We start from the raw sequence: 21,788 nt of genomic DNA, 5'->3' as shown, positions 1-21,788 counted from the left end.
GATTCGACATCAGCCCGGGAACAAATGAATCCGTTGGCAGTTTGTCGTGCATGGCTTGGCCGTCTTGCGCTTGCGCTGGCAGTGTTGCTACTACCGGTTTCGGTTGGGGCTCAGGTCTGCGCAGCGCCCGGCAGGACGGGCCGCAAACAGCAGGCGGTGCCGTCAATGACTACTTCCCGGTGTCAGCGCCTCAGGTGGCGGCGGGAGCCAACTCGCTGACCCTGGGTACGCGCGCAAGCGATGGTGCAGGCAAGTCCATCGTCGCGGGTGATCTGCTTCTGATCATCCAGATGCAGGACGCCAGCATCAACTCCAACAATTCGAATGCCTATGGCGATGGCACGGGATCGGGACAGGGATCGACCTCCATAGGAAATTCCGGCGTCTATGAGTTCGTCACGGTGACCGCAGTGGCTGGCAGCAACGTGACCTTTGCGCCCCAGTTGACCAACACTTATAGAAACGTGGCGGCAACGGCGACTTCCGGAAAGAAGACCTTCCAGGTGATTCGCGTGCCGCAATACACCTCGTTGACGGCAAATGGAATCGTCGCGCCCGCATGGAATGGGGCGACCGGTGGTGTGGTCGTCCTCGATGTGCGTGACACGCTGACTCTGGGCAATGGAACCGCCGAGGGTGTGAGCAATCGCGCCATTTTTGCGGCTGGCAAAGGGTTTCGAGGCGCGGCAGGCATAGGCGCCACGTCGGGCGGCTCGGCCGCTGACTGGGCCATATCGTCGCCCTCTCAGGCCGACGGGGGCAAGGGCGAAGGCATTGCCGGAACGCCGCGAGTCGTCGCCAGGAAAGACAGCTGGGGCTTCAAAACGACCAATGCCGCTAACGCGACCAACCTGACGACGGTGGACAGCGCGGTAGAAGGTTATCCCAATGGCTCGAGGGCCCGGGGCGCTCCAGCCAACGCGGGCGGCGGCGGCAGCGACGGTGGCCCCACGAGCGGCATCAATCAATACAACGCTGGCGGTGGTGGCGGCGGGAACTACGCCGCGGGCGGCGTCGGCGGGCGGCCTTGGTACTACCCGCTGGTCGATAGCGGGGGCCGTGGTGGCGCGGGATATTCGGGCGATCTGACCTTCAATCGAATCTTCCTCGGCGGCGGCGGGGGTGCGGGCGGCACCAATAATTTGACCAGCGACCCATTGGCCTACGCGAACAACGGAATGGGTTGCTCCGCGGCGGCACTTTGTTCTTCCGGCGCGGCCGGAGGCGGCATCGTGATCATCCGCGCCAACCTGGTGACCGGCTCCGGTGTGATAGATGCGCGCGGCGCGAGTGGCTACAACGTGGGTTCGGATGCGGCAGGCGGCGGCGGCGCCGGTGGCTCCGTGGTCATCTACTCCATTGCGGGCGGCGCGGCGACCATTGACGTGAGCGGCGGCGACGGTGGAAATGCGTGGGGTTCGGGCGGCGCTGGCGTTGCCAATCGCCATGGGCCGGGCGGCGGTGGTGGCGGCGGATTCATTGCCTATTCACCGGCAGCCTTTGTGGTGACACCCACCGTTCAGGGCGGAACACCGGGGCGCACGACCAATGGCGCATCGGACAACTATGGCGCAAGCGGCAACAGCGGCGGGCTCGCGAGTTTCCAGACCTCGACTCCCCCGGGTACTTTGCCGGGCGCGGCATGCACGACCGATCTGCGCCTGTCGAAAACCGACAATGTTTCGGTATTGCAAAACGGTGGCAATGCGACGTATTCGGTGACGGCCACCAACAGAGGTTCGGTTGCCAGCACCGGCGTGATCACCGTTGTGGATGTGTTGCCCGCAGGCCTGAGCGTGAACAACGGCATCGTTCCCTTGTCGGGTCCACAGGGCACTTTCTGGTCCTGCTCGGCAGCGAGCAACGTCCTGACCTGCACCAGTGCGACGCCGATTCCGGGCAACAACGGCACCAGCACCTTCGCCTTTTCTGCCGCGGTCAACGCGGGGCTGCGGCGGCGGTTACCAACAAGGCCCGAATCGGCGGCGGCGGTGATGCGAACAAGCCAACGGCACCCACTTCGGCAACCACTCAGGCGTGCACGGCGAATGATGTTCCGGTGGGCTGCGCGCTGGACATCGACTCGGTGCAATCGTCGCTGCTTTCGCTGACGAAGTCCGATGGCACCACGACCGTCATCGCGGGCGGTGGCTCGACCTATGCGCTGACGGTTGCGAATCTCGGAAGTGCGCCGACGACCGGTTTGATCACGGTGGTGGATGTCCTGCCAACGGGGCTCAGCTTTGCCGGTAATTCACCGTTCAATTCCGGCGGATTCGCCTGCACGCTCGCGGCCAATTCCCGCAGCATTTCGTGTGTTACATCGACTTCGCTTGCCGCTGGTGCAAACGCGGTCATCGGTATTCCACTCACAGTGGACTCCACAGCGCCCAGCGCGGTGACCAATCGCGCGCAAATCGGCGGCGGTGGCGATCCCAGCAAGCCATTGGCTCCGACCGAGGCGACGGCGTCACTGTGCTCGGCCGCAGCGTCGGATCTGGCGACGGGGTGTGCGGCAGACACGAATATCGTGAAGCGCGTGGCGTTGTCGCTCACCAAGGACGATGGTCAGTTCAACGTGAACATCAACGGCACGACCACCTACGCCTTCACCGTCACCAATTCGGGAGATGCGGCATCGATCGGGAGCATCCAGTTCCGGGACGTCCTGCCCGCGCCGATGAACTGGCCGGTAACACTCGTCAAATCGGGTGCCAACGCTGCGGATTGGACCTGCGTTCGGGCCTCCGGCACCGAGGTGACCTGTACCTCGAATGTGTCGATTCCCGGCGGTGCCTCCAGTCAGTTCAGTCTGTTGGCGAATGCCGGAGCCTTGACGAGTGCCGAGCAATACACCAACAAGGCGCGCATTGGCGGCGGAGGTGATCCCAATCTGCCGTTGACGACGCCAGACGCTGGCTCTGTCGCGCTGTGCACCAACAACAACGTTCCTGCGGGCTGCGCCATCGACATGAACACTGCGCAGAACGCAGCGCAGATACGGCTTGCGAAAACCCACGCAAATCCGCAATCCCGAGGCCCTGGTGATACGGTCGCGTTCACGCTCACGGTGAGCAATACCGGCGGTAACGCGGCGGCTGTGAACACGATCCGCGTTGTTGACGTTCTGCCGGCGGGTTTCAGCGCACCCGTCGTGAACCCGGCAACGCAAGGCATATTCAGTTGCAGCGTTGCCGCCAACGTACTGACCTGCAATAACACGGGCGGGGTCCTAGCTGCAAATGCGAACGCCGTCATCACCTTCAATGCGACGGTGGCAACCGGTGCCACCAATTCGCTGACCAATGCGGCGCAGGTAGGTACTGCGTCTTCGTCCACCGATCCGCAAAACAGCACTTTTCCCACGGACGTCACGGCGCAGACGTGTACCGCCAATGGCGTGCCCTTTGTGGGCTGCGCCACCGACAGCGTGCCGTTGAATGCGGACCTGCAGATCACCAAAGAGCAGAAGCTTTCCACCGCAGCCGCGTACCAAACGGGAACCCTCGTTGCATCCAACGGGGCATTGGTGCAGTTCCGTTTGAAACTGACCAACGCAGGCCCGAGCGTCGTCAGCAATGCCAAGCTGAGCGATCAAATCCCCAGCAATTTCACGTCGCCAACCATTGTCTCGGTGACCCCGGCCGGGACCGTCACCGGTTGCAGTGCCACGAGCGTCACGCTGGATGGCAACAACCTCACAGGCACCCTTGCCTCGATGGCCAAGGACGCATCCTGCACGGTCATCGTTCAGGCGACGGCCTCGACCAACGGAGCATCGATCACCAATACCGCGACCGCTGTTGCGCCTGACGGCATCAACGACAGCGTCCCGGCCAACAACAGCGCGAGCGTGGTCACCACGATTCAGCAGCCCGGCATCACGGCCACCAAGACTGCATCGGCAACTCCGTTGCTGGTCGGCGCGGCAGGTCAGAATTACAAGATTGCAATCACCGTGAGCAGTGGTCCCACGACCGCAACCATTTCCGTGGCGGACACCCTGCCCACTGGAATCACCCTGGCCGGAGTTCCCACGGTGAACAACGGAGCCACGCTCAGCGGCTGCACCGCCAGTTCCGGAAGCGCCTTGGGGCCGAACTGCCAGTTGAATTCGGGTTTGGCCAATGGCACCTACACGGTCACCATTCCGGTTGCGGTGGCTGCTTCGGCCGTAGCAGCGGGAGGGCTCAACAAGGCGAACATCGGTGGTGGTGGAGATCCCAGTTGCACGGCGGCCAATTCCAACGAAACCTGTGATCCTTCGACACCCGTCACGACGGTTGTCCAGAAGGCAGACCTGAGCATCACCAAGACGGCGAGCCCGGCGAGCAGCTACGTGCCGGGCCAGGATCTGAACTACACGCTCGTGGTGAGCAACGCGGGCCCGAGCGACGTGACGGGCGTGAGCGTGGCAGATACGGTGCCCGCCTCGGTGGCGGTGACAAGCTGGAGTTGTACGGCGAGCGCTGGCGCGACGTGCGGCACGGCCGGTGGCACGACGAACACTGTGTCGTTGCCGGGCGCAAGCCTTGCCAGCGGCAGCTCGATCACGATCAGCATCACGGGCAAGGCGCAACTCGCTGCCACGGGCGACATCGTGAACACGGCCACCGTCACGCCGCCGGCTGGCGTGAGCTGCACCACGGCGCCCTGCGTGAGGACGGCGACGGTCACCAACACCAACGGCGGCACGCCAGGCCTTGCCATCACCAAGGTGGCGACACCTTCCGCATTCGCAGTCGGTCAGACGGGCATTTACTCGCTCTCGGTGCGCAACAACGGCACGAGCAGCACGAGCGGACAGATCACGGTGACGGACGCGATGCCCACCGGCATCACGATCACTCCGGCGCTCACGAACAACGTGAACGGCTGGGACTGCTCGGCCAGCACGGCATCGCAGCTCAGTTGCACGAACAGCGTCGTTCTGCTGCCGGGCTCGAACGCGCCCGTGATCAACGCACCGGTGAGCATCGCCAACGGCACGGCATCACCCGTGACGAACACGGCAAGCGTGAGCGGCGGCGGCACGGCCTGCACGGCGGCCACATGCCAGAGCGAACTGGTGACCAACGTGAACGCCCCGCACCTTGATGTGACCAAGTCGCTCAATGGCAGCTTCGTTGTGGGCCAGCCCACGAGCTACGTGATCACGGCCACCAACAACGGGCAGGCTGCAACGCTTGCAGGCACGATCACCGACGTGATACCAGCGGGCCTGGTGATCGGCACGCTGCCCGCGTCATGCAGCGCAAGCGCCCAGACCCTCACCTGCAGCGTGCCGTCGGGCTTGTCCACTGGCTCCTCGGTGAGCTTCACGATTCCGGTGACACCCAGTGCGAGCGCCAACAACCAGGCATTGCAGAACGTGGCCAAGGCCAACGCCGACACGGGTGATGCAAGCTGCCCGGCCGCAGCGCACTGCAGCGGCACCACCGACAACTCGGTGACCGCACCGCAACTCACACTGACCAAGAACGCGTCGGTGGCGACCTTCACCGTGGGGCAGGCTGCGCAGTACCAACTGGTGCTCAGGAACACGGGAACGGCGGCAACGACGGCGGCGACAACGGTGACGGACACGGTGCCCGCAGGCCTCACGATTGACACCGCAGCGCTTCCTGCGGGCTGCACGAACACCCCGGCGGGCAGCCAGACGCTGGTGTGCACGGTCGCCAGCCTGGCGGTCAACGCGAGCGTTGCGCTCAACATCACGGTGACTCCGCAAAACACGGTGAACGGCATCTCGGTGACGAACCAGGCGACGGCCACGGGCGGCGGTGATCCGCTGTGCGCAAACGGCACACAGGCCGCGAGCCTGCCAGCGCGCTGCGCACCCACGAACACCACGGCAGTGAACGCACCCAGGCTCGTGCTGAGCAAGGCAGCGAGCACGCCGACGTTCTCGGTGGGTGTACCGGCCAGCTACACACTGAGCGTGACCAACACCGGCACGGCAGCCACCAGCGGCGCCATCACGATCACTGACGTGATGCCCGCCAGCCTCATGCTCGGCACGCTGCCGGCGGGCTGCACGGCGCAAGGCCAGCAGGTGAGCTGCACGATCACGCAAAGCCTCACCGCCAGCCCCGCAGCGGGCAGCGAAGCGAGCTTCGTCATTCCAGTCACGCCCATCGCATCGGCTGCGCCGAGCGTGACCAATACCGCGACCGCACTCGGGGCGGTGATCCGACCTGCCCGGCAACGGACAACTGCAAGGCCAGCCTGACCACGAATGTGAACGCGCCAAGCCTGCAGCTTGCCAAGGCAGACAACGGCCCGTGGGTGGTGGGGCAGGGCAATGCAGCCTACCAACTGACGGTGACGAATGCGAGCACGACGGCGGCCACGACGGGCAGCGTCACGGTGCTTGACACCCTGCCCGGGGCATCACGCCGAACTGGAGCGGCACGCTCACGAGTGGCGACTGGAGCTGCACCTACGCCGCGCAGGACATCACCTGCACGAGCGCAGTCAGCATTGCGGCGGCGGGCACCAGCGTGATCGGCCTGCCCGTGAACGTGACGGCATCGGCCATCGCGGGCGGCACAGGCGCGACGGTGACCAACAACGCCTCGGTGGGAGGCGGCGGTGATCCGTTCAATGGCAACAGCACGCCAGCACCGGCAAGCACCTGCACGGCGCTGGATGCGGCAGCACCCGGTCATTGCGCAAGCAAACCCACCGCAGTGAATGCACCGGCAGCGATGATGCTTGCCAAGAGCGCCCCAGCGATTGCGGCGGCGGGAGGGCTCGGCCAATACACGGCGACGTATACCATCACCGTCACCAACAATGGCGGCGTTGCGGGCGCATACACGCTCGAAGACACCCCGGCTTCCCGGCAGGCGTGTCGCTCAATGGCTGGAGCATCACGACCAATGGCGTAGTGAATCCCGCTTTGCCGGCAATACCCGCCAACGGCTCAGCCAATCAGGTCAGCGCCACCAATACATCGATTGCAGCAGGCACGACGCACACCTACACTGTTGCGATCACGTTCGTGACGAGTTCCGGCGTGACAGCATTGGCGTGCACGGGCAGCGCGGGCAATGGCGCTTACAACGCGGCCCGCATTGCAGGCGTCGCACCAGCCGCGAACTGCGGCCCATTGCCGGGCCTGCCCAACCTGGGTATTGCCAAGAGCAGCAATGGCCCATGGCTGGTCGGACAAGCCAACGCGAACTACACGCTGACCGTGACCAACAGCGGCAATGCAGCGACGTCCGGCGCGATCACGGTGATCGACAATCTGCCCGCAGGCATCACGGCCACGGCAGGCACTTACAGTGGCTGGGCATGCGGCGTCTCGGGTCAGACCGTCACTTGCACCAGCAGTGCCGCGCTGGTCGCGAGCGGCGGTAGTGTAGCCATCACGTTGCCGGTCGCGGTCGCCGATACAGCCGCTCCCACGATCACCAATGCTGCGTCGGTCGGCGGTGGTGGCGATCCCTATAACGGCGGCAATCCTCCGGTGCCCGGTAGCTGTTCGGACAGCCACTGCGCCAACGACACGACCACGGTAAGCAAGAAGGCAGACCTGAGCATCACCAAGACGGCGAGCCCGGCGAGCGGCTATGTGCCGGGCCAGGACCTGAACTACACGCTCGTGGTGAGCAATGCGGGCCCGAGCGACGTGACGGGCGTGAGCGTGGCAGATACGGTGCCCGCCTCGGTGGCGGTGACAAGCTGGAGCTGTGCGGCGAGCGCTGGCGCGACGTGCGGCACTACCGGTGGCACGACGAACACTGTGTCCTTGCCGGGCGCAAGCCTTGCCAGCGGCAGCTCGATCACGATCAGCATCACGGGCAAGGCGCAACTCGCTGCCACGGGCGACATCGTGAACACGGCCACCGTCACGCCGCCGGCTGGCGTGAGCTGCACCACGGCGCCCTGCGCGAGGACGGCGACGGTCACCAACACCAACGGCGGCACGCCAGGCCTTGCCATCACCAAGGTGGCGACACCTTCCGCATTCGCAGTCGGTCAGACGGGCATTTACTCGCTCTCGGTGCGCAACAACGGCACGAGCAGCACGAGCGGACAGATCACGGTGACGGACACGATGCCCACCGGCATCACGATCACTCCGGCGCTCACGAACAACGTGAACGGCTGGGACTGCTCGGCCAGCACGGCATTGCAGCTCAGCTGCACGAACAGCGTCGTTCTGCTGCCGGGCTCGAACGCGCCCGTGATCAACGCACCGGTGAGCATCGCCAACGGCACGGCATCACCCGTGACGAACACGGCAAGCGTGAGCGGCGGCGGCACGGCCTGCACGGCGGCCACATGCCAGAGCGAACTGGTGACCAACGTGAACGCTCCGTACCTTGATGTGACCAAGTCGCTCAATGGCAGCTTCGTTGTGGGCCAGCCCACGAGCTACGTGATCACGGCCACCAACAACGGGCAGGCTGCAACGCTTGCAGGCACGATCACCGACGTGATACCAGCGGGCCTGGTGATCGGCACGCTGCCCGCGTCATGCAGCGCAAGCGCCCAGACCCTCACCTGCAGCGTGCCGTCGGGCTTGTCCACTGGCTCCTCGGTGAGCTTCACGATTCCGGTGACACCCAGTGCGAGCGCCAACAATCAGGCATTGCAGAACGTGGCCAAGGCCAACGCCGACACGGGTGATGCAAGCTGCCCGGCCGCAGCGCACTGCAGCGGCACCACCGACAACCCGGTGACCGCGCCGCAACTCACACTGACCAAGAACGCGTCGGTGGCGACCTTCACCGTGGGGCAGGCTGCGCAGTACCAACTGGTGCTCAGGAACACGGGAACGGCGGCAACGACCGCGGCGACAACGGTGACGGACACGGTGCCCGCAGGCCTCACGATTGACACCGCAGCGCTTCCCGCGGGCTGCACGAACACCCCGGCGGGCAGCCAGACGCTGGTGTGCACGGTCGCCAGCCTGGCGGTCAACGCGAGCGTTGCGCTCAACATCACGGTGACTCCGCAAAACACGGTGAACGGCATCTCGGTGACAAACCAGGCGACGGCCACGGGCGGCGGTGATCCGCTGTGCGCAAACGGCACACAGGCCGCGAGCCTGCCAGCGCGCTGCGCACCCACGAACACCACGGCAGTGAACGCACCCAGGCTCGTGCTGAGCAAGGCAGCGAGCACGCCGACGTTCTCGGTGGGTGTACCGGCCAGCTACACACTGAGCGTGACCAACACCGGCACGGCAGCCACCAGCGGCGCCATCACGATCACTGACGTGATGCCCGCCAGCCTCATGCTCGGCACGCTGCCGGCGGGCTGCACGGCGCAAGGCCAGCAGGTGAGCTGCACGATCACGCAAAGCCTCACCGCCAGCCCCGCAGCGGGCAGCGAAGCGAGCTTCGTCATTCCAGTCACGCCCATCGCATCGGCTGCGCCGAGCGTGACCAATACCGCGACCGCACTCGGGGCGGTGATCCGACCTGCCCGGCAACGGACAACTGCAAGGCCAGCCTGACCACGAATGTGAACGCGCCAAGCCTGCAGCTTGCCAAGGCAGACAACGGCCCGTGGGTGGTGGGGCAGGGCAATGCAGCCTACCAACTGACGGTGACGAATGCGAGCACGACGGCGGCCACGACGGGCAGCGTCACGGTGCTTGACACCCTGCCCGGGGCATCACGCCGAACTGGAGCGGCACGCTCACGAGTGGCGACTGGAGCTGCACCTACGCCGCGCAGGACATCACCTGCACGAGCGCAGTCAGCATTGCGGCGGCGGGCACCAGCGTGATCGGCCTGCCCGTGAACGTGACGGCATCGGCCATCGCGGGCGGCACAGGCGCGACGGTGACCAACAACGCCTCGGTGGGAGGCGGCGGTGATCCGTTCAATGGCAACAGCACGCCGGCACCGGCAAGCACCTGCACGGCGCTGGATGCGGCGGCGCCCGGTCATTGCGCCACCCGCGATACGCGCGTGAACACTCCGGCAAGCATTCAGGTCGCCAAGAACAATCCCGTCATTGCTGCCGCGACGGCCACCGGACAATTCACGGCGACCTATGAGGTGAGCGTGAGCAACAACGGCGGCTTCTCGGGTGAATACACCTTGTCCGACAAGCCGGGCTTCCCGACCGTGGGCGTGGTGCTGAACGGCTGGACCGTGACGACCGATATCGGCTCGGTGAATGCGGCTTTGGCACCGGCGCCGACGAACAACGTGGCCGCGCCCATCAGCGCCGCCAGCGTGGCATTACCGGCGGGGGTCACGCACAGGTACGTGGTGACAATCACGTTCGCCATCAACGCCAGCGCGACCGCACTCGTTTGCAATGCGACGCCAGGAAACGGCGCGTTCAATGAAGCCAGCATTGCGGGCAGCGCGGTTGCGACCGACGATGCGTGCAACGCCTTGCCTGGCGTACCCAACCTGAGCATCACAAAGACCAGCAACGGCCCTTGGATGGTCGAGCAGGCCAACGCGAGCTACACGCTGCAAGTGACCAACAGGGGAACGGTTGCGAGCGCGGGGCGCATCACAGTGGTCGATCAAATGCCCGCAGGCGTCACGGCAACCGCTGGAACCTACGGCGACTTCAATTGCACGGTGAGCGGTCAAACCGTCACCTGCACCGGCGAGGCCATCCTCGGAGCCGGCGCATCGTCGAGCATCGTGTTGCCAGTCACGATTGGCGGCACGGCAGTTCCACAAGTGACCAATGCGGCGGCGGTAGGCGGCGGCGGTGATCCGTACAACGCGGGTGCGGCTCCGGTTCCCGGCAATTGCGCGGCGGGCGACGGTCACTGCGCGAGCCTGACCACGACGGTGGCGGCGCTTGCGAATCCGGCGGTGAGCAAGACCAACAACGTGAACTCGCTGCTTGTCGGCGGTACGACGACCTATACCGTCACCATTTCCAATCCCGGAACGACCGAGGCGACAGGTGTGAGCTGGACCGATGTGGTGGGCAGCGGACTGTCCGATCTGGCGATTGTCCCGGGCGCCGCCAGCGCCGGGTCTGCACTCGGCACGTGCTCGGGCCTCACTTGCTCGGGCATCACGATTGCGGCGGGCGGCAACGTCACCTATCTCGTGAACGCGCGGGTCAGCGGCGCGGTAGGTACCAATGCGGTGAACACGGCCATCGTCACCGGCGGTGTTTGCAGGGCCGACGCGCCCTGCACGTCGGTCGACAGTGACGTGATCGCCGACGTGGTTCCGCCGCAACCGGGCGGCGTGACGCCGGTTCCCGTCGATTCGCGCTTGGCGCTCGGGTTGCTGACACTGCTGCTCATGCTGATGGGCATGCGTGCGGCCCGAGTCCTGCGTGCTCGCAAGTGAGGATGGAAGTCCGGGGACGCGCTGCGCAAATCCACAACCTGCCAGCCCATTTTGCGAATCGCAGACAATGCGGGGATGAACTGGTTAGATCAAGTGAAATGGGATGCGCAGGGCCTCGTGCCCGTGATCGCGCAGGAAGCCGCCACGGGCGACGTGCTGATGTTCGCATGGGCCAATCGCGAGGCGCTGGCCAAAACCGCCGAGCTGGGTCGCGCCGTGTACTTCAGCCGCTCGCGCGGCAAGCTATGGTTCAAGGGCGAGGAGTCCGGCCATGTGCAGACGGTGCACGAGGTTCGCATCGACTGCGACAATGACGTGGTGCTGCTCAAGGTGACGCAGACCGGCCACGAACCCGGCATTGCCTGTCACACGGGACGTCATAGCTGCTTCTATAGTCGCCTTCAAGATGGCGAGTGGATACCTATCGATCCGGTCTTGAAAGATCCCGAATCCATCTATAAATAAGAAATGCTGAATGACATCATGAGTGACGCAGAGGTGAATTCCGTCGATGTGCTGGCGCGGCTGGCCGATGTGATCGAAAGTCGCAAGGGCGGCGATGTGGACAAGAGCTACGTGGCGCGCCTGCTCGCCAGGGGCCCGGACTCGTTTCTGAAGAAGATCGGCGAGGAGGCGACCGAGGTGGTGATGGCCGCCAAGGATGTGGATCACGGCGCGGACAAATCCAAACTGATCTACGAGGTCGCCGACCTGTGGTTTCACTCGATGGTGGCGCTGTCCCATTACGGACTCACGCCAGCCGATGTCGTCAGCGAACTTGCGCGCCGCGAGGGCCTGAGTGGCCTTGAGGAAAAGGCGCTGCGCAAGGCCGAACAACGTGCCAAGGAAGAAGGAGGTTCCACTTGAACAACCGCAACAACGACATTGTCGACATCGAGCCCGACCAGCGAGCGAACAGTCTCAAGGCGATCGGCTGGGTCAGCTACATCCTGCATCTGATCGTGGCGGTCGCCGCCGTCATTCCCAGTGCACAGGCGAGCGTCGCCTTGCTGCTGATCGCGCTGGTCATCGACCTCGTGAAGCGCGGAGATGCCGAAGGCACGTGGCAGGCCAGCCATTTTTCCTGGCGCATCAGATCCGTGATCTGGGCCGGTGTGCTCTACGTGGTGACGGCGCCGCTCTGGCTGCTGTTTCTCGTGCCGGGCTGGATTGCCTGGGGACTGATTTCGCTGTGGTTCCTGTACCGCATCGTTCGCGGCATGCTCGCGATGAGCAACGGACGCCCGATCGATGCCTGAAGAGCGCCGGGAAAAGACGCTGAATCTGGCGTTGCAGGGCGGCGGCTCGCACGGTGCCTATACCTGGGGCGTGCTCGACGCGTTGCTTGAAGACGGTCGTGTGCGTATCGAGGGCGTGAGCGGCACCAGCGCGGGCGCGATGAACGCCGTGGCGCTGGCCCATGGGTTCGCGATGGCGGCGCACGAATACAAGGATCCACACGAGAAGCAACTGGCCGGAGCCCAGAAGGCGCGCGAATCCCTCACGCGGCTGTGGGAGGGCGTCGGCACCATGGGATCGACGATGCTGTGGGGCGTGCCCATGCCTGCTGCCGGTGCGTTCATGAACATGCTCTCGCAGTGGCTGTCGCCCTACCAGATGAATCCGCTTGGCATCAATCCGCTGCGCAAGCTGCTTGAAAAGGAAGTGGATTTCGAGCGCATCGGCGCGACGAATGCCAAGCAGGTGTTCGTCTGTGCGACCAATGTGCGCACCGGGCGCGGCGAGATCTTCACGGGCAAACGGCTGAGCGCCGATGCCGTGATGGCGTCGGCCTGCCTGCCGATGCTGTTCAAGGCCGTGGAGATCGATGGCGAGCATTACTGGGATGGCGGGTACTCCGGTAATCCGGCGATCTATCCGCTGATCTACCGTACCGATGCAAGCGACATCCTGCTCGTGCAGATCAATCCGATCGACCATGATCGCCTGCCCGACGACGCGCAGGAAATCATGGAGCGCGTGAACGAAGTGACCTTCAACGCCGGACTGCTGGCCGAATTGCGCGCGATTGAATTCGTGCGCCGCCTGCTTGCCGAAGGCAAACTGGATAGTCGGCGCTACAAGAATGTGCTGATGCACCGCATCGACGGCGGCTCGGTGCTCGCACCGATGGGCGCGGCGAGCAAGATGCGCACCGACATGTCATTCATTCGGCAGTTGTTCGCACTCGGCCGCGCCTCGGGCGAGGAATGGCTGAAAAAGCACTTTGCGGACATCGGCCTCAAGCCCACGCTCAAACTCGCCGAGAATATGTGAACGAACGAACGGACAGCCGCAGCCTGCGTGAACGCCAGCAAAAGCCGGTCGCTGTCCACGACCCCCATCGTTTCTTGAAACAGACCAGCCAGCCATGCACGACCCCGACTGTATTTTTTGCAAGATCATCGAAGGCAAGATTCCTTCCAGGAAGGTCTACGAGGACGACGACATCTTCGCGTTCCACGACATCAATCCATGGGCACCGGTGCATTTTCTGATGATTCCGAAGAAGCACATTCCGTCGATGGCGCACGTCACGGCGGAAGACGCACCGCTGCTGGGCCGCATGATGACGCTGGCTCCGAAGCTCGCGCAGGAGCAGGGCGCGAATCCCTATCCGGAAGGCGGATTTCGCATCGTGGTGAACACGGGCGACGAAGGCGGCCAGGAGGTGCACCACCTGCACATGCACGTGATCGCCGGTCCGCGCCCCTGGAAAAAGGGCTGAGCGCTTGCAAATGCCATGTCCCCGCCGGGGAAAGTTACTGGTTAATGACCGTCTTGACACGTACGGCGTCTAGAATGGTCGCTATTCGTTAGGAGAATCAACATGGGTTCGTTTTCTATTTGGCACTGGCTGATCGTGCTGCTGATCGTGGTGATGGTTTTTGGCACCAAGAAGCTCAAGAACATGGGCTCCGATCTGGGCGGCGCGGTCAAGGGCTTCAAGGATGGCATGAAGGACGGTCAGGCCACTGACGCCGATGCCGCTGCTGCCACCGGCCAAGTCACCAACGCCGCCGCCGCCGACAAGTCGACCATCGACGTGGAAGCCAAGCACAAGAGCTGATCTGCGACGCACGACCACCGGATACCCGGATACCCGGATAGCTGAATGTTTGATATTGGCCTTTCAAAGATGGCGCTGATCGGAGTGGTGGCGCTGGTCGTCATCGGTCCCGAGAAATTGCCGAAAGTGGCGCGTACCGTGGGTACGTTGCTGGGCAAGGCGCAGCGCTATGTGAATGACGTGAAGGCCGAGGTCAATCGCTCGATGGAGCTGGACGAGTTGCGCAAGATGAAGGACAACGTGGAGAGCGCGGCACGCGATGTCGAGCAATCCGTGCAGACCAGCGCGCGCGACTTCGAAAAGGACTGGAACGAAACCACGGGTTCGATCACCGGCTCGACCTCCTTCTCCTCCTCGTCGTCGGAGTCGAACTGGGATGGTGATGTTTCGTCGTCCTCCTACAGCTCTGTCACGCCAGCCTACAATCATCCGCGCAAGAACTGGCGCGTCAAGCGAGGCGCTGTGCCCCAATGGTACAAATCGCGCTCAGGCGTGCGGACCAAGGCACAATCGGGTGCCGCGCGCGTGGCGCGCTTCCGTCCCAAAAAGCCGATCTGAACGCCATGCCGCAAGGTCGATTTCGGCCAGTGCCTGAGGCAACCCCGGTTGCGGTCAAGCAATCCTCCGGTTTCGGCCCTCTTTTTTATCAGTGCGCGAACCTGCGTTGACGATGAAGCGTTCAGGTTCGCGTCTTTGTTTTCACCATGGCAGACCACCCACCATCCAAAGACGACGAACTGGCAGGCACTGAGCAGCCCTTCGTGCAGCACCTTGTCGAGTTGCGCGACCGCCTGCTCTACAGCATCTACGGCATCATCGTCGCCCTGATCCTGCTGGCCATCTGGCCGGGGCCGGACGGTCTGATCGATTTCATCGCCACGCCCATCAAGCACCACATGCCACCGGGCGCCAAGCTCATTGCCGTGGGTGTGTTCTCGCCGTTCATCGTGCCACTCAAGGTGCTTGCGATGGCCGCCGTCCTGTTCGCGCTGCCGTGGATCATGTACCAGCTCTGGGCGTTCGTCGCGCCGGGCCTGTATTCCCACGAAAAGAAATTTGCGCTTCCGCTGATCTTCTTCGGCAGCGCGCTCGCGTACTCGGGCATCGCCTTCGTGCAGTTGTTCGTGCTCGAGCGCATGTTCGGTTTCATCCAGAATTTCACGCCTGCGAGCGTAGCGGCAACGCCTGACATCTCGTCCTATGTCGAGGCGATTCTCTCGCTCTACATCGCATTTGGCCTCGCGTTCCAGGTGCCGATCGTGGTGATCCTGCTGGTGCGCCTTGGCATCGTCGAAATCGACAAGCTCAAGGCGTTTCGCGGCTATTTCATCGTGCTGGCCTTTGTGATCGCTGCCGTGGTGACGCCGCCCGACGTGCTCTCGCAGATATCGCTTGCCGTGCCGATGGTGCTGCTCTACGAGATCGGCATCATTGCGGCGGGCTGGTTCCAGAAGAATGCCCAGAAATCCGAGCAAGAGCAGGCGGAGTCGGAGAAGAGTTCCTCTTGATCGAGGGCGCTGCCGAACCTATCAAACAAAAGGGCAGTCCTTGACGGGACTGCCCTTTGTTTTTGGCTCGGCTACGCAGCGATCAGCGCTGCTGCGGCAAGCGTTTTTGTGGAGCCGGGCGGGTGCCGGGCGTGATGGCGATCTCGGTGGTCGCGTCGCCGCGCAGAAGCGCAAATGGGGTCTCGACGCCTGGCTTGAGTGCCGCCACGGTAGAGAGCAGTTCCGAGACATTGGTGATGCTCTTGTCGCCCACCTTGGTGATCACGTCGCCCGGACGCAGGCCCGCCTGAGCTGCCGGACCGCCCTGAAGCACGCCGGTGACGATCACGCCTTTCGATGCCTTCACGCCGAAGGTTTCGGCAAGTTCCGGCGAAAGCTCATTGGGTTCGGCGCCAATCCAGCCGCGCGTGACCTGCCCATCCTTGACGATGCCGTCGAGCACCAGGCGTGCCGTGGACACCGGAATCGCGAAGCCGATGCCCATGCTGCCGCCAGAGCGCGAGTAGATGGCGGTATTGATGCCCATGAGGTTGCCGTTCACGTCGACCAGCGCGCCGCCCGAATTTCCGGGGTTGATCGCGGCGTCGGTCTGGATGAAGTTCTCGAACGTGTTGATGCCCAACTGGCTGCGACCCAGCGCCGAGACGATGCCGCTGGTCACGGTCTGGCCGACGCCAAACGGGTTGCCGATGGCGAGCACGCGGTCGCCCACGAAGAGTTGGTCGGAGTCGCCGAGCACGATCACGGGCAGCTTGTCGAGGTCGATCTTGAGAATCGCCAGATCGGTGTCGGGGTCGGTGCCGATCACCTTGGCCTTGGCGTGGCGCGCATCGGTCAGCGTGACCTCGATTTCATCCGCGCCTTCGACGACGTGGTTGTTGGTGAGGATGAAACCATCCGGGCTCACGATCACGCCGCTGCCAAGACCCACCTGTGCCTGGTTGCCCTGGTCGCCGAAAAAGAACTCGAACCACGGATCATTGCCGCGCGAGGCACGGGCGGCCTTGCTGGTGTTGATGCTGACCACGGCGGGCGACGCCTTGCGCGCCGCGCCACTGAGACTCCCGGGTGCCGGTTCGGCCCTTGGAGCCGGCGGTGCCTCGATCAGGTTGATGCCCGCCACACTGCGCGACGCACCGCGCTGCAGCCAGCTCGGCTGCAAGGTGGCCACGACAAAATACGCGGCGAGCAGGACCGTGACGGCCTGGGAGAAAAGCAGCCAGAAGCGCTTCATGTTGGGTGATTCTCTACGTGCAAAAGAACGCATTGTCGCGCGGATGGGAACGATCCACGAAGTGCCGCTGCGAAGTCCACCCATTCAACCATTTGCTGGCAATGGTTGTTTCGGCCGATTCCGGCATCGGGATCATCTGGGACAATCCGGGGCATGAGCACCTCAAGGCAAAACCTGCTGACTACTTTTGATGAACTCTTGCAGCCCGAACGCTTCAAGGACTACGGGCCCAACGGCCTGCAGGTGGAAGGCAAGGACAGCATTTCGCGCATCGTGAGCGGCGTCACCGCGAGCCGCGCACTCATCGAGGCCGCAATCGCGCACAAGGCCGACGCCATTTTCGTGCACCACGGCCTTTTCTGGCGCGGCATGGACGGGCGCATCACCGGATGGATGAAGCAGCGCATCCAGTTGCTGCTCGCGCACGACATCAATCTGTTCGCGTATCACCTGCCGCTGGATGCCCATCCCCAATTCGGCAACAACGCCCAGCTTGGCCGGGTTCTGGGCATCGTGGCCGATCAGCGATTTGGCGAACAGGATCTGGGCTTTGCGGGTCCGGCCGATTTTGCCAATGCCACCGAGCTGGCCCAGCATGTACAGGCCCAATTGGGCCGCGCCGTGACGCTGGCGGATCCCGGCAATGGCCGCGAAATCCGCCGGGTGGCCTGGTGCACGGGGGCGCGCAAGGCTATTTCGAGTCCGCGATTGCGGCCGGTGCCGATGCCTTCATCACGGGAGAGATTTCCGAGCCCCAGGCGCATCTCGCGCGTGAAACCGGCGTGGCCTTCCTCGCAGCGGGCCATCACGCGACGGAGCGCTACGGGGCGCCGGCTGCTGCCGGTCATGTGGCGGCGCAACTCGGCCTTGAGCATGTGTTCGTCGAAATCGACAACCCGGCCTGATGCTGCGGCACACCATGTCAGCCAATTCAGAAAGCCTATCGCGCAAGCCTTTGGCCATCACCCAGGGTGACCCGGCCGGCATCGGCCCGGAGATCATCGCCAAGGCCTTTCGCGACTCGCCCGATGTCACGCGTGGCTGTTGCGTGGTGGGCGATGTCGCCACCATGCGCCGCGCCGCGCAGTGCGTGAGCGTGGCTGGCGACTTGCCGTTGCCCGTGGCGCAGATCAATGACGTGGCCGAGGCGCTGAATGCGTCGCCACGCTGCATCCCGGTCCTGCAGCTTCCGGACATGCCCGCGCTGGTTCCGTTCGGCCAGATCACTCGCGAAGGCGGCCTGTCGGCGGCGCGATCCGTGATCTGGGCGGCGCGTGCCGCGTTGCGTGGCGAGGTGGCGGCCATGGTGACCGCTCCGCTTCACAAGGAAGCGCTGGCGCTCGCAGGCGTGAGCTTTCCCGGACATACCGAACTGCTGCAGGCCGAAGCGGCGCAATCGCGCGGCATGCAGATTGTCGACATGCCCGTGCGCATGATGCTCGCCAACGACGAACTGCGCACCGTGCTGGTGAGCATCCACATGTCACTGCGCGATGCAATTGAAGCAGTCACTTTCGAAAACGTGTTGCAGACGTTGCGCATCACACACGGTGCGTTGGTCAGAACACTGGGTCGCGCGCCTCGGATCGCAGTGGCCGGGCTCAACCCGCACGCTGGTGAGGGCGGCCTGTTTGGTGTCGAAGAGCTTGAAATCATCTCCCCGGCGATCACCGCGGCGCGCGCCGAGGGTATCGCCGCGGCCGGTCCGTTTGCGCCCGACACCGTCTTCATGCGCGCGCGCAACACGACTGAAAAGCCCGGCGAGTTCGATGCCGTAGTCGCGATGTACCACGATCAGGGACTGATACCTGTCAAGTATCTGGGCGTGGAATCCGGCGTGAACGTGACGCTGGGATTGCCCCTCGTGCGCACCAGCCCCGACCACGGGACTGCGTTTGATATCGCCGGCAGCGCCAGCGCGGATGCTTCCAGCCTCGTGGCTTCGATCCGCATGGCCAAACAATTGGCGGCCTGGAACGACTGAATATTCGTTACTGGCGATATATGACGACGTTCCCCAACAAAAATGCCGCCCAAAAGGGCGGCATTTTTGTTGCGAGTGTTGTAAAAAAATCAATTCAGCGCTTGAGGCTGTCGCGAATTTCGCGCAACAGAATCACGTCTTCCGGCGTCGCTTCGGGTGCAGCGGCCTCGGCCGGAGCCTCGCGCTTGAGACGGTTGATCTGCTTGACCATCAGGAAGATGATGAACGCCAGGATGATGAAGTTCACTGCCACGGTGATGAAATTTCCGTATGCGAAAACAGGAACGCCTGCCTTGCGGATCGCTTCCAGGGTATGGGGTGTTCCCTCTGGGACGGTGCCCAGTGCAACGAATAGATTCGAGAAGTCCAGCTTGCCGAAGATCAAGCCCACAATCGGCATGATCAGATCGTTCACGATGGAGTCAACGATCTTGCCGAATGCGGCGCCGATGATCACACCGACTGCCAAATCAACTACGTTGCCCTTGACCGCGAACTCGCGGAATTCTTTCATAAAACTCATTGAGAAATCCTTTGATATAGATGAAAACACCGAAGTATTACGTAGCTTAAGGGTGATTGCTATGGTGCAATAACCATTTTCACTCCGCTACAATTTATTGTTAACCATATTAGCGATGCACATCGAGGACCCCCATGAGTGAATCCCGGATCGATTCCAGCAAACGGACGTGGCTGATTGCGTCTGGCTGTGCTGGTGCGGTGGGCGGCGTTGGAGTTGCCGTACCATTTGTCAGCTCGTTTCAGCCGTCCGAAAAGGCCAAGGCCGCCGGCGCGCCGGTTGAGGTGGACATTTCATCTCTGCAGGAAGGGGAGAAGCTGACGGTGGAATGGCGCGGCAAGCCGGTCTGGATCGTCAAGCGCACCAAGGCGCAGATCGCCGAACTGCCCTCGCTGGACGGACAACTGGCCGATCCCCAATCGCAACGCAAGCCCGACGAGTTCACGCCGCCCTACGCGCGCAACGAGGCTCGCTCGATCAAGCCGGAGGTCCTCGTGGTCGTGGGTATCTGCACGCACCTCGGCTGCTCGCCCGTGGACAGGTTCCAGGCCGGTCCCCAGCCTTCGCTGCCGGAAGACTGGAAGGGCGGCTTCCTCTGCCCCTGCCACGGCTCCACATTCGACCTGGCAGGCCGGGTGTTCAAGAACAAGCCGGCTCCGGACAACCTTGAGGTTCCGCCTCACATGTACCTGTCCGACACCCGATTGCTCATCGGCGACGACAAGAAGGCTTGAGGGAGAAACCAAAAATGGCTGCCTACCGCGAATTCAAGGAAGTTTCCCCCAACGCGTCCGCCACCGAAAAGGCGACGACCTGGCTGGAAAACCGCTTCCCCACGGCATTCGATGCCTACCGGGTTCACATGTCGGAGTACTACGCTCCGAAGAACTTCAACTTCTGGTACATCTTCGGCTCGCTGGCGCTGCTGGTGCTGGTGATCCAGATCGTCACGGGCATCTTCCTCGTGATGCACTACAAGCCCGACGCCGCCAAGGCGTTCGAGTCGGTCGAATACATCATGCGCGATGTGCCGGGTGGCTGGCTGATCCGCTACATGCACTCGACGGGCGCATCGGCGTTCTTCATCGTCGTCTATCTGCACATGTTCCGTGGCCTGCTGTACGGCTCGTACCGCAAGCCGCGCGAGCTGGTCTGGATCTTCGGCTGCGCGATCTTCCTCGCGCTGATGGCCGAAGCGTTCATGGGCTATCTGCTGCCATGGGACAGATGTCGTACTGGGGCGCGCAGGTGATCGTGAACCTGTTTGCCGCCATTCCGTTCGTCGGCCCCGATCTGGCGTTGCTGATCCGTGGCGACTATGTGGTTGGTGACGCAACGTTGAACCGCTTCTTCAGCTTCCACGTGATTGCCGTGCCGCTGGTGCTGCTGGGTCTGGTGGTTGCCCACCTGCTCGCACTGCATGACGTGGGCTCGAACAACCCCGACGGCATCGAAATCAAGGGTCCGGGCAAGCCGGTCGATGACAAGGGCCATCCGCTCGACGGCATTCCTTTCCATCCCTACTACACCGTGCACGACATCTTCGGTGTCTGTGTCTTCCTGCTCCTGTTCTCGGCGGTCGTGTTCTTCGCGCCGGAGTTCGGTGGCTACTTCCTCGAGTACAACAACTTCATTCCGGCAGATCCGCTGAAGACGCCGAACCACATTGCTCCGGTCTGGTATTTCACGCCGTTCTACTCGATGCTGCGTGCCATCACGAGCGAAATGATGTATGCGTTGATCGGGTGCGTGGTGCTGGGCGCGGGCTTCGGAGTCTTCAAGTCGAAGCTGCCAAGCATCTTCAAGGGCGCGGTGGTTGTGGCCGCGGTGGTCGCCATTGCGCTGATGCTCTCCATCGATGCGAAGTTCTGGGGTGTGGTGGTGATGGGTGGTGCCGTGATCATCCTGTTCTTCCTGCCATGGCTGGATCAGAGCCCGGCTCGTTCGATTCGTTATCGTCCGGGCTGGCACAAGTGGCTGTATGCCCTCTTTGTGGTCTGGTTCCTGATCCTCGGTTATCTCGGCGTACAGCCGCCATCGCCTATCGGTGAACGCGTTTCGCAGGTGGGTACCCTGTTCTACTTCGGTTTCTTCCTGTTGATGCCCTGGTGGTCACGTTTGGGCGAGCCCAAACCGGTGCCGGATCGCGTCACCTTTGCAGCGCATTGA

19 protein-coding genes and 2 pseudogenes are annotated in these 21,788 nt (G+C 63.3%); 19 read left to right on the top strand and 2 right to left on the bottom strand.

Translation table 11 applies throughout. The features are described 5' to 3' along the window. Nucleotides 1-179: 179 nt before the first annotated feature. The 15 genes from H9K75_RS07380 to tatC all read left to right on the top strand — a co-directional run bounded on the left by H9K75_RS07380 (nucleotide 180) and on the right by tatC (nucleotide 15,878). On the top strand, nucleotides 180-2,111 hold the full coding sequence (locus H9K75_RS07380) for a DUF11 domain-containing protein (RefSeq protein WP_187725278.1): 1,932 nt from the start codon (nucleotides 180-182) through the stop codon (nucleotides 2,109-2,111). Then, the gene (locus H9K75_RS07375) at nucleotides 2,060-6,232 is read left to right on the top strand and encodes a beta strand repeat-containing protein (RefSeq protein ID WP_187725277.1); all 4,173 of its coding nucleotides are present in this window, start codon (nucleotides 2,060-2,062) and stop codon (nucleotides 6,230-6,232) included. The genes H9K75_RS07380 and H9K75_RS07375 overlap by 52 nt, the downstream gene beginning before the upstream one ends. 8 nt (nucleotides 6,233-6,240) lie before the next feature. Next, complete coding sequence (locus H9K75_RS07370; RefSeq protein WP_187725274.1) at nucleotides 6,241-6,507, top strand: hypothetical protein; 267 nt, start codon at nucleotides 6,241-6,243, stop codon at nucleotides 6,505-6,507. Further along, entirely contained in the window at nucleotides 6,504-6,893 is a 390-nt protein-coding gene (locus H9K75_RS07365) for a hypothetical protein (protein ID WP_187725276.1), read from the top strand. The genes H9K75_RS07370 and H9K75_RS07365 overlap by 4 nt, the downstream gene beginning before the upstream one ends. Next, nucleotides 6,893-9,475: a DUF11 domain-containing protein gene (locus H9K75_RS07360; protein WP_187725275.1), complete on the top strand. Its 2,583-nt coding sequence runs from the start codon at nucleotides 6,893-6,895 to the stop codon at nucleotides 9,473-9,475. Before H9K75_RS07365 ends, H9K75_RS07360 begins: the two co-directional genes overlap by 1 nt. 8 nt (nucleotides 9,476-9,483) lie before the next feature. Continuing rightward, nucleotides 9,484-9,750: a hypothetical protein gene (locus H9K75_RS07355; protein ID WP_187725274.1), complete on the top strand. Its 267-nt coding sequence runs from the start codon at nucleotides 9,484-9,486 to the stop codon at nucleotides 9,748-9,750. After that, a complete protein-coding gene (locus H9K75_RS07350) occupies nucleotides 9,747-11,300 on the top strand; it encodes a DUF11 domain-containing protein (protein ID WP_187725273.1) in 1,554 nt (517 codons plus the stop codon). The genes H9K75_RS07355 and H9K75_RS07350 overlap by 4 nt, the downstream gene beginning before the upstream one ends. A 75-nt stretch (nucleotides 11,301-11,375) precedes the next feature. Next, a complete protein-coding gene (gene hisI / locus H9K75_RS07345; RefSeq protein WP_187725272.1) occupies nucleotides 11,376-11,765 on the top strand; it encodes a phosphoribosyl-AMP cyclohydrolase in 390 nt (129 codons plus the stop codon). An 18-nt stretch (nucleotides 11,766-11,783) separates the two neighbouring features. Then, nucleotides 11,784-12,167 (top strand): phosphoribosyl-ATP diphosphatase, encoded by a 384-nt coding sequence (locus H9K75_RS07340; RefSeq protein ID WP_187725271.1) that lies wholly within the window; start codon nucleotides 11,784-11,786, stop codon nucleotides 12,165-12,167. After that, complete coding sequence (locus H9K75_RS07335) at nucleotides 12,164-12,559, top strand: DUF4870 family protein (RefSeq protein ID WP_187725270.1); 396 nt, start codon at nucleotides 12,164-12,166, stop codon at nucleotides 12,557-12,559. Before H9K75_RS07340 ends, H9K75_RS07335 begins: the two co-directional genes overlap by 4 nt. Beyond that, nucleotides 12,552-13,577 carry a patatin-like phospholipase family protein gene (locus tag H9K75_RS07330; protein ID WP_187725269.1) on the top strand — a complete coding sequence of 342 codons (1,026 nt, stop codon included), beginning with the start codon at nucleotides 12,552-12,554 and terminating at the stop codon, nucleotides 13,575-13,577. The genes H9K75_RS07335 and H9K75_RS07330 overlap by 8 nt, the downstream gene beginning before the upstream one ends. 94 nt (nucleotides 13,578-13,671) lie before the next feature. Beyond that, the gene (locus H9K75_RS07325) at nucleotides 13,672-14,028 is read left to right on the top strand and encodes a histidine triad nucleotide-binding protein (protein WP_187725268.1); all 357 of its coding nucleotides are present in this window, start codon (nucleotides 13,672-13,674) and stop codon (nucleotides 14,026-14,028) included. Nucleotides 14,029-14,130: 102 nt separating this feature from the next. Continuing rightward, nucleotides 14,131-14,370 carry a Sec-independent protein translocase subunit TatA gene (tatA, locus tag H9K75_RS07320; RefSeq protein WP_187725267.1) on the top strand — a complete coding sequence of 80 codons (240 nt, stop codon included), beginning with the start codon at nucleotides 14,131-14,133 and terminating at the stop codon, nucleotides 14,368-14,370. Nucleotides 14,371-14,415: 45 nt separating this feature from the next. Further along, nucleotides 14,416-14,928, top strand: coding sequence for a Sec-independent protein translocase protein TatB (tatB, locus tag H9K75_RS07315; protein WP_187725266.1), 513 nt, complete (start codon nucleotides 14,416-14,418; stop codon nucleotides 14,926-14,928). A gap of 146 nt (nucleotides 14,929-15,074) precedes the next feature. Beyond that, nucleotides 15,075-15,878 carry a twin-arginine translocase subunit TatC gene (gene tatC, locus H9K75_RS07310; protein ID WP_187725265.1) on the top strand — a complete coding sequence of 268 codons (804 nt, stop codon included), beginning with the start codon at nucleotides 15,075-15,077 and terminating at the stop codon, nucleotides 15,876-15,878. An 82-nt stretch (nucleotides 15,879-15,960) separates the two neighbouring features. Here the strand turns inward: tatC and H9K75_RS07305 are convergent, their stop codons facing one another. Beyond that, nucleotides 15,961-17,112, bottom strand: coding sequence for a trypsin-like peptidase domain-containing protein (locus H9K75_RS07305; RefSeq protein ID WP_187725264.1), 1,152 nt, complete (start codon nucleotides 17,110-17,112; stop codon nucleotides 15,961-15,963). A 153-nt stretch (nucleotides 17,113-17,265) separates the two neighbouring features. Here H9K75_RS07305 and H9K75_RS07300 point away from each other — a divergent pair. Then, nucleotides 17,266-18,017 (top strand): annotated as a pseudogene (locus H9K75_RS07300) (Nif3-like dinuclear metal center hexameric protein). A gap of 14 nt (nucleotides 18,018-18,031) precedes the next feature. Beyond that, entirely contained in the window at nucleotides 18,032-19,096 is a 1,065-nt protein-coding gene (pdxA, locus tag H9K75_RS07295) for a 4-hydroxythreonine-4-phosphate dehydrogenase PdxA (RefSeq protein WP_187725263.1), read from the top strand. A 94-nt stretch (nucleotides 19,097-19,190) separates the two neighbouring features. Here pdxA and mscL read toward each other — a convergent pair whose 3' ends face one another. After that, nucleotides 19,191-19,619: a large conductance mechanosensitive channel protein MscL gene (gene mscL / locus H9K75_RS07290; protein ID WP_187725952.1), complete on the bottom strand. Its 429-nt coding sequence runs from the start codon at nucleotides 19,617-19,619 to the stop codon at nucleotides 19,191-19,193. A 134-nt stretch (nucleotides 19,620-19,753) separates the two neighbouring features. Between mscL and petA the strand changes: the two genes are divergently transcribed. Continuing rightward, the gene (gene petA, locus H9K75_RS07285) at nucleotides 19,754-20,353 is read left to right on the top strand and encodes a ubiquinol-cytochrome c reductase iron-sulfur subunit (RefSeq protein WP_187725262.1); all 600 of its coding nucleotides are present in this window, start codon (nucleotides 19,754-19,756) and stop codon (nucleotides 20,351-20,353) included. Nucleotides 20,354-20,367: 14 nt separating this feature from the next. Next, nucleotides 20,368-21,788: pseudogene (locus H9K75_RS07280) on the top strand (cytochrome b).

The sequence above is a fragment of the Diaphorobacter aerolatus genome (genome assembly GCF_014489535.1).
Classification (GTDB): Bacteria; Pseudomonadota; Gammaproteobacteria; order Burkholderiales; family Burkholderiaceae_C; genus Diaphorobacter_A; species Diaphorobacter_A aerolatus.
Note: the sequence above shows the minus strand (reverse complement) of the source record. Positions and strands in the feature narration are given on the sequence as shown.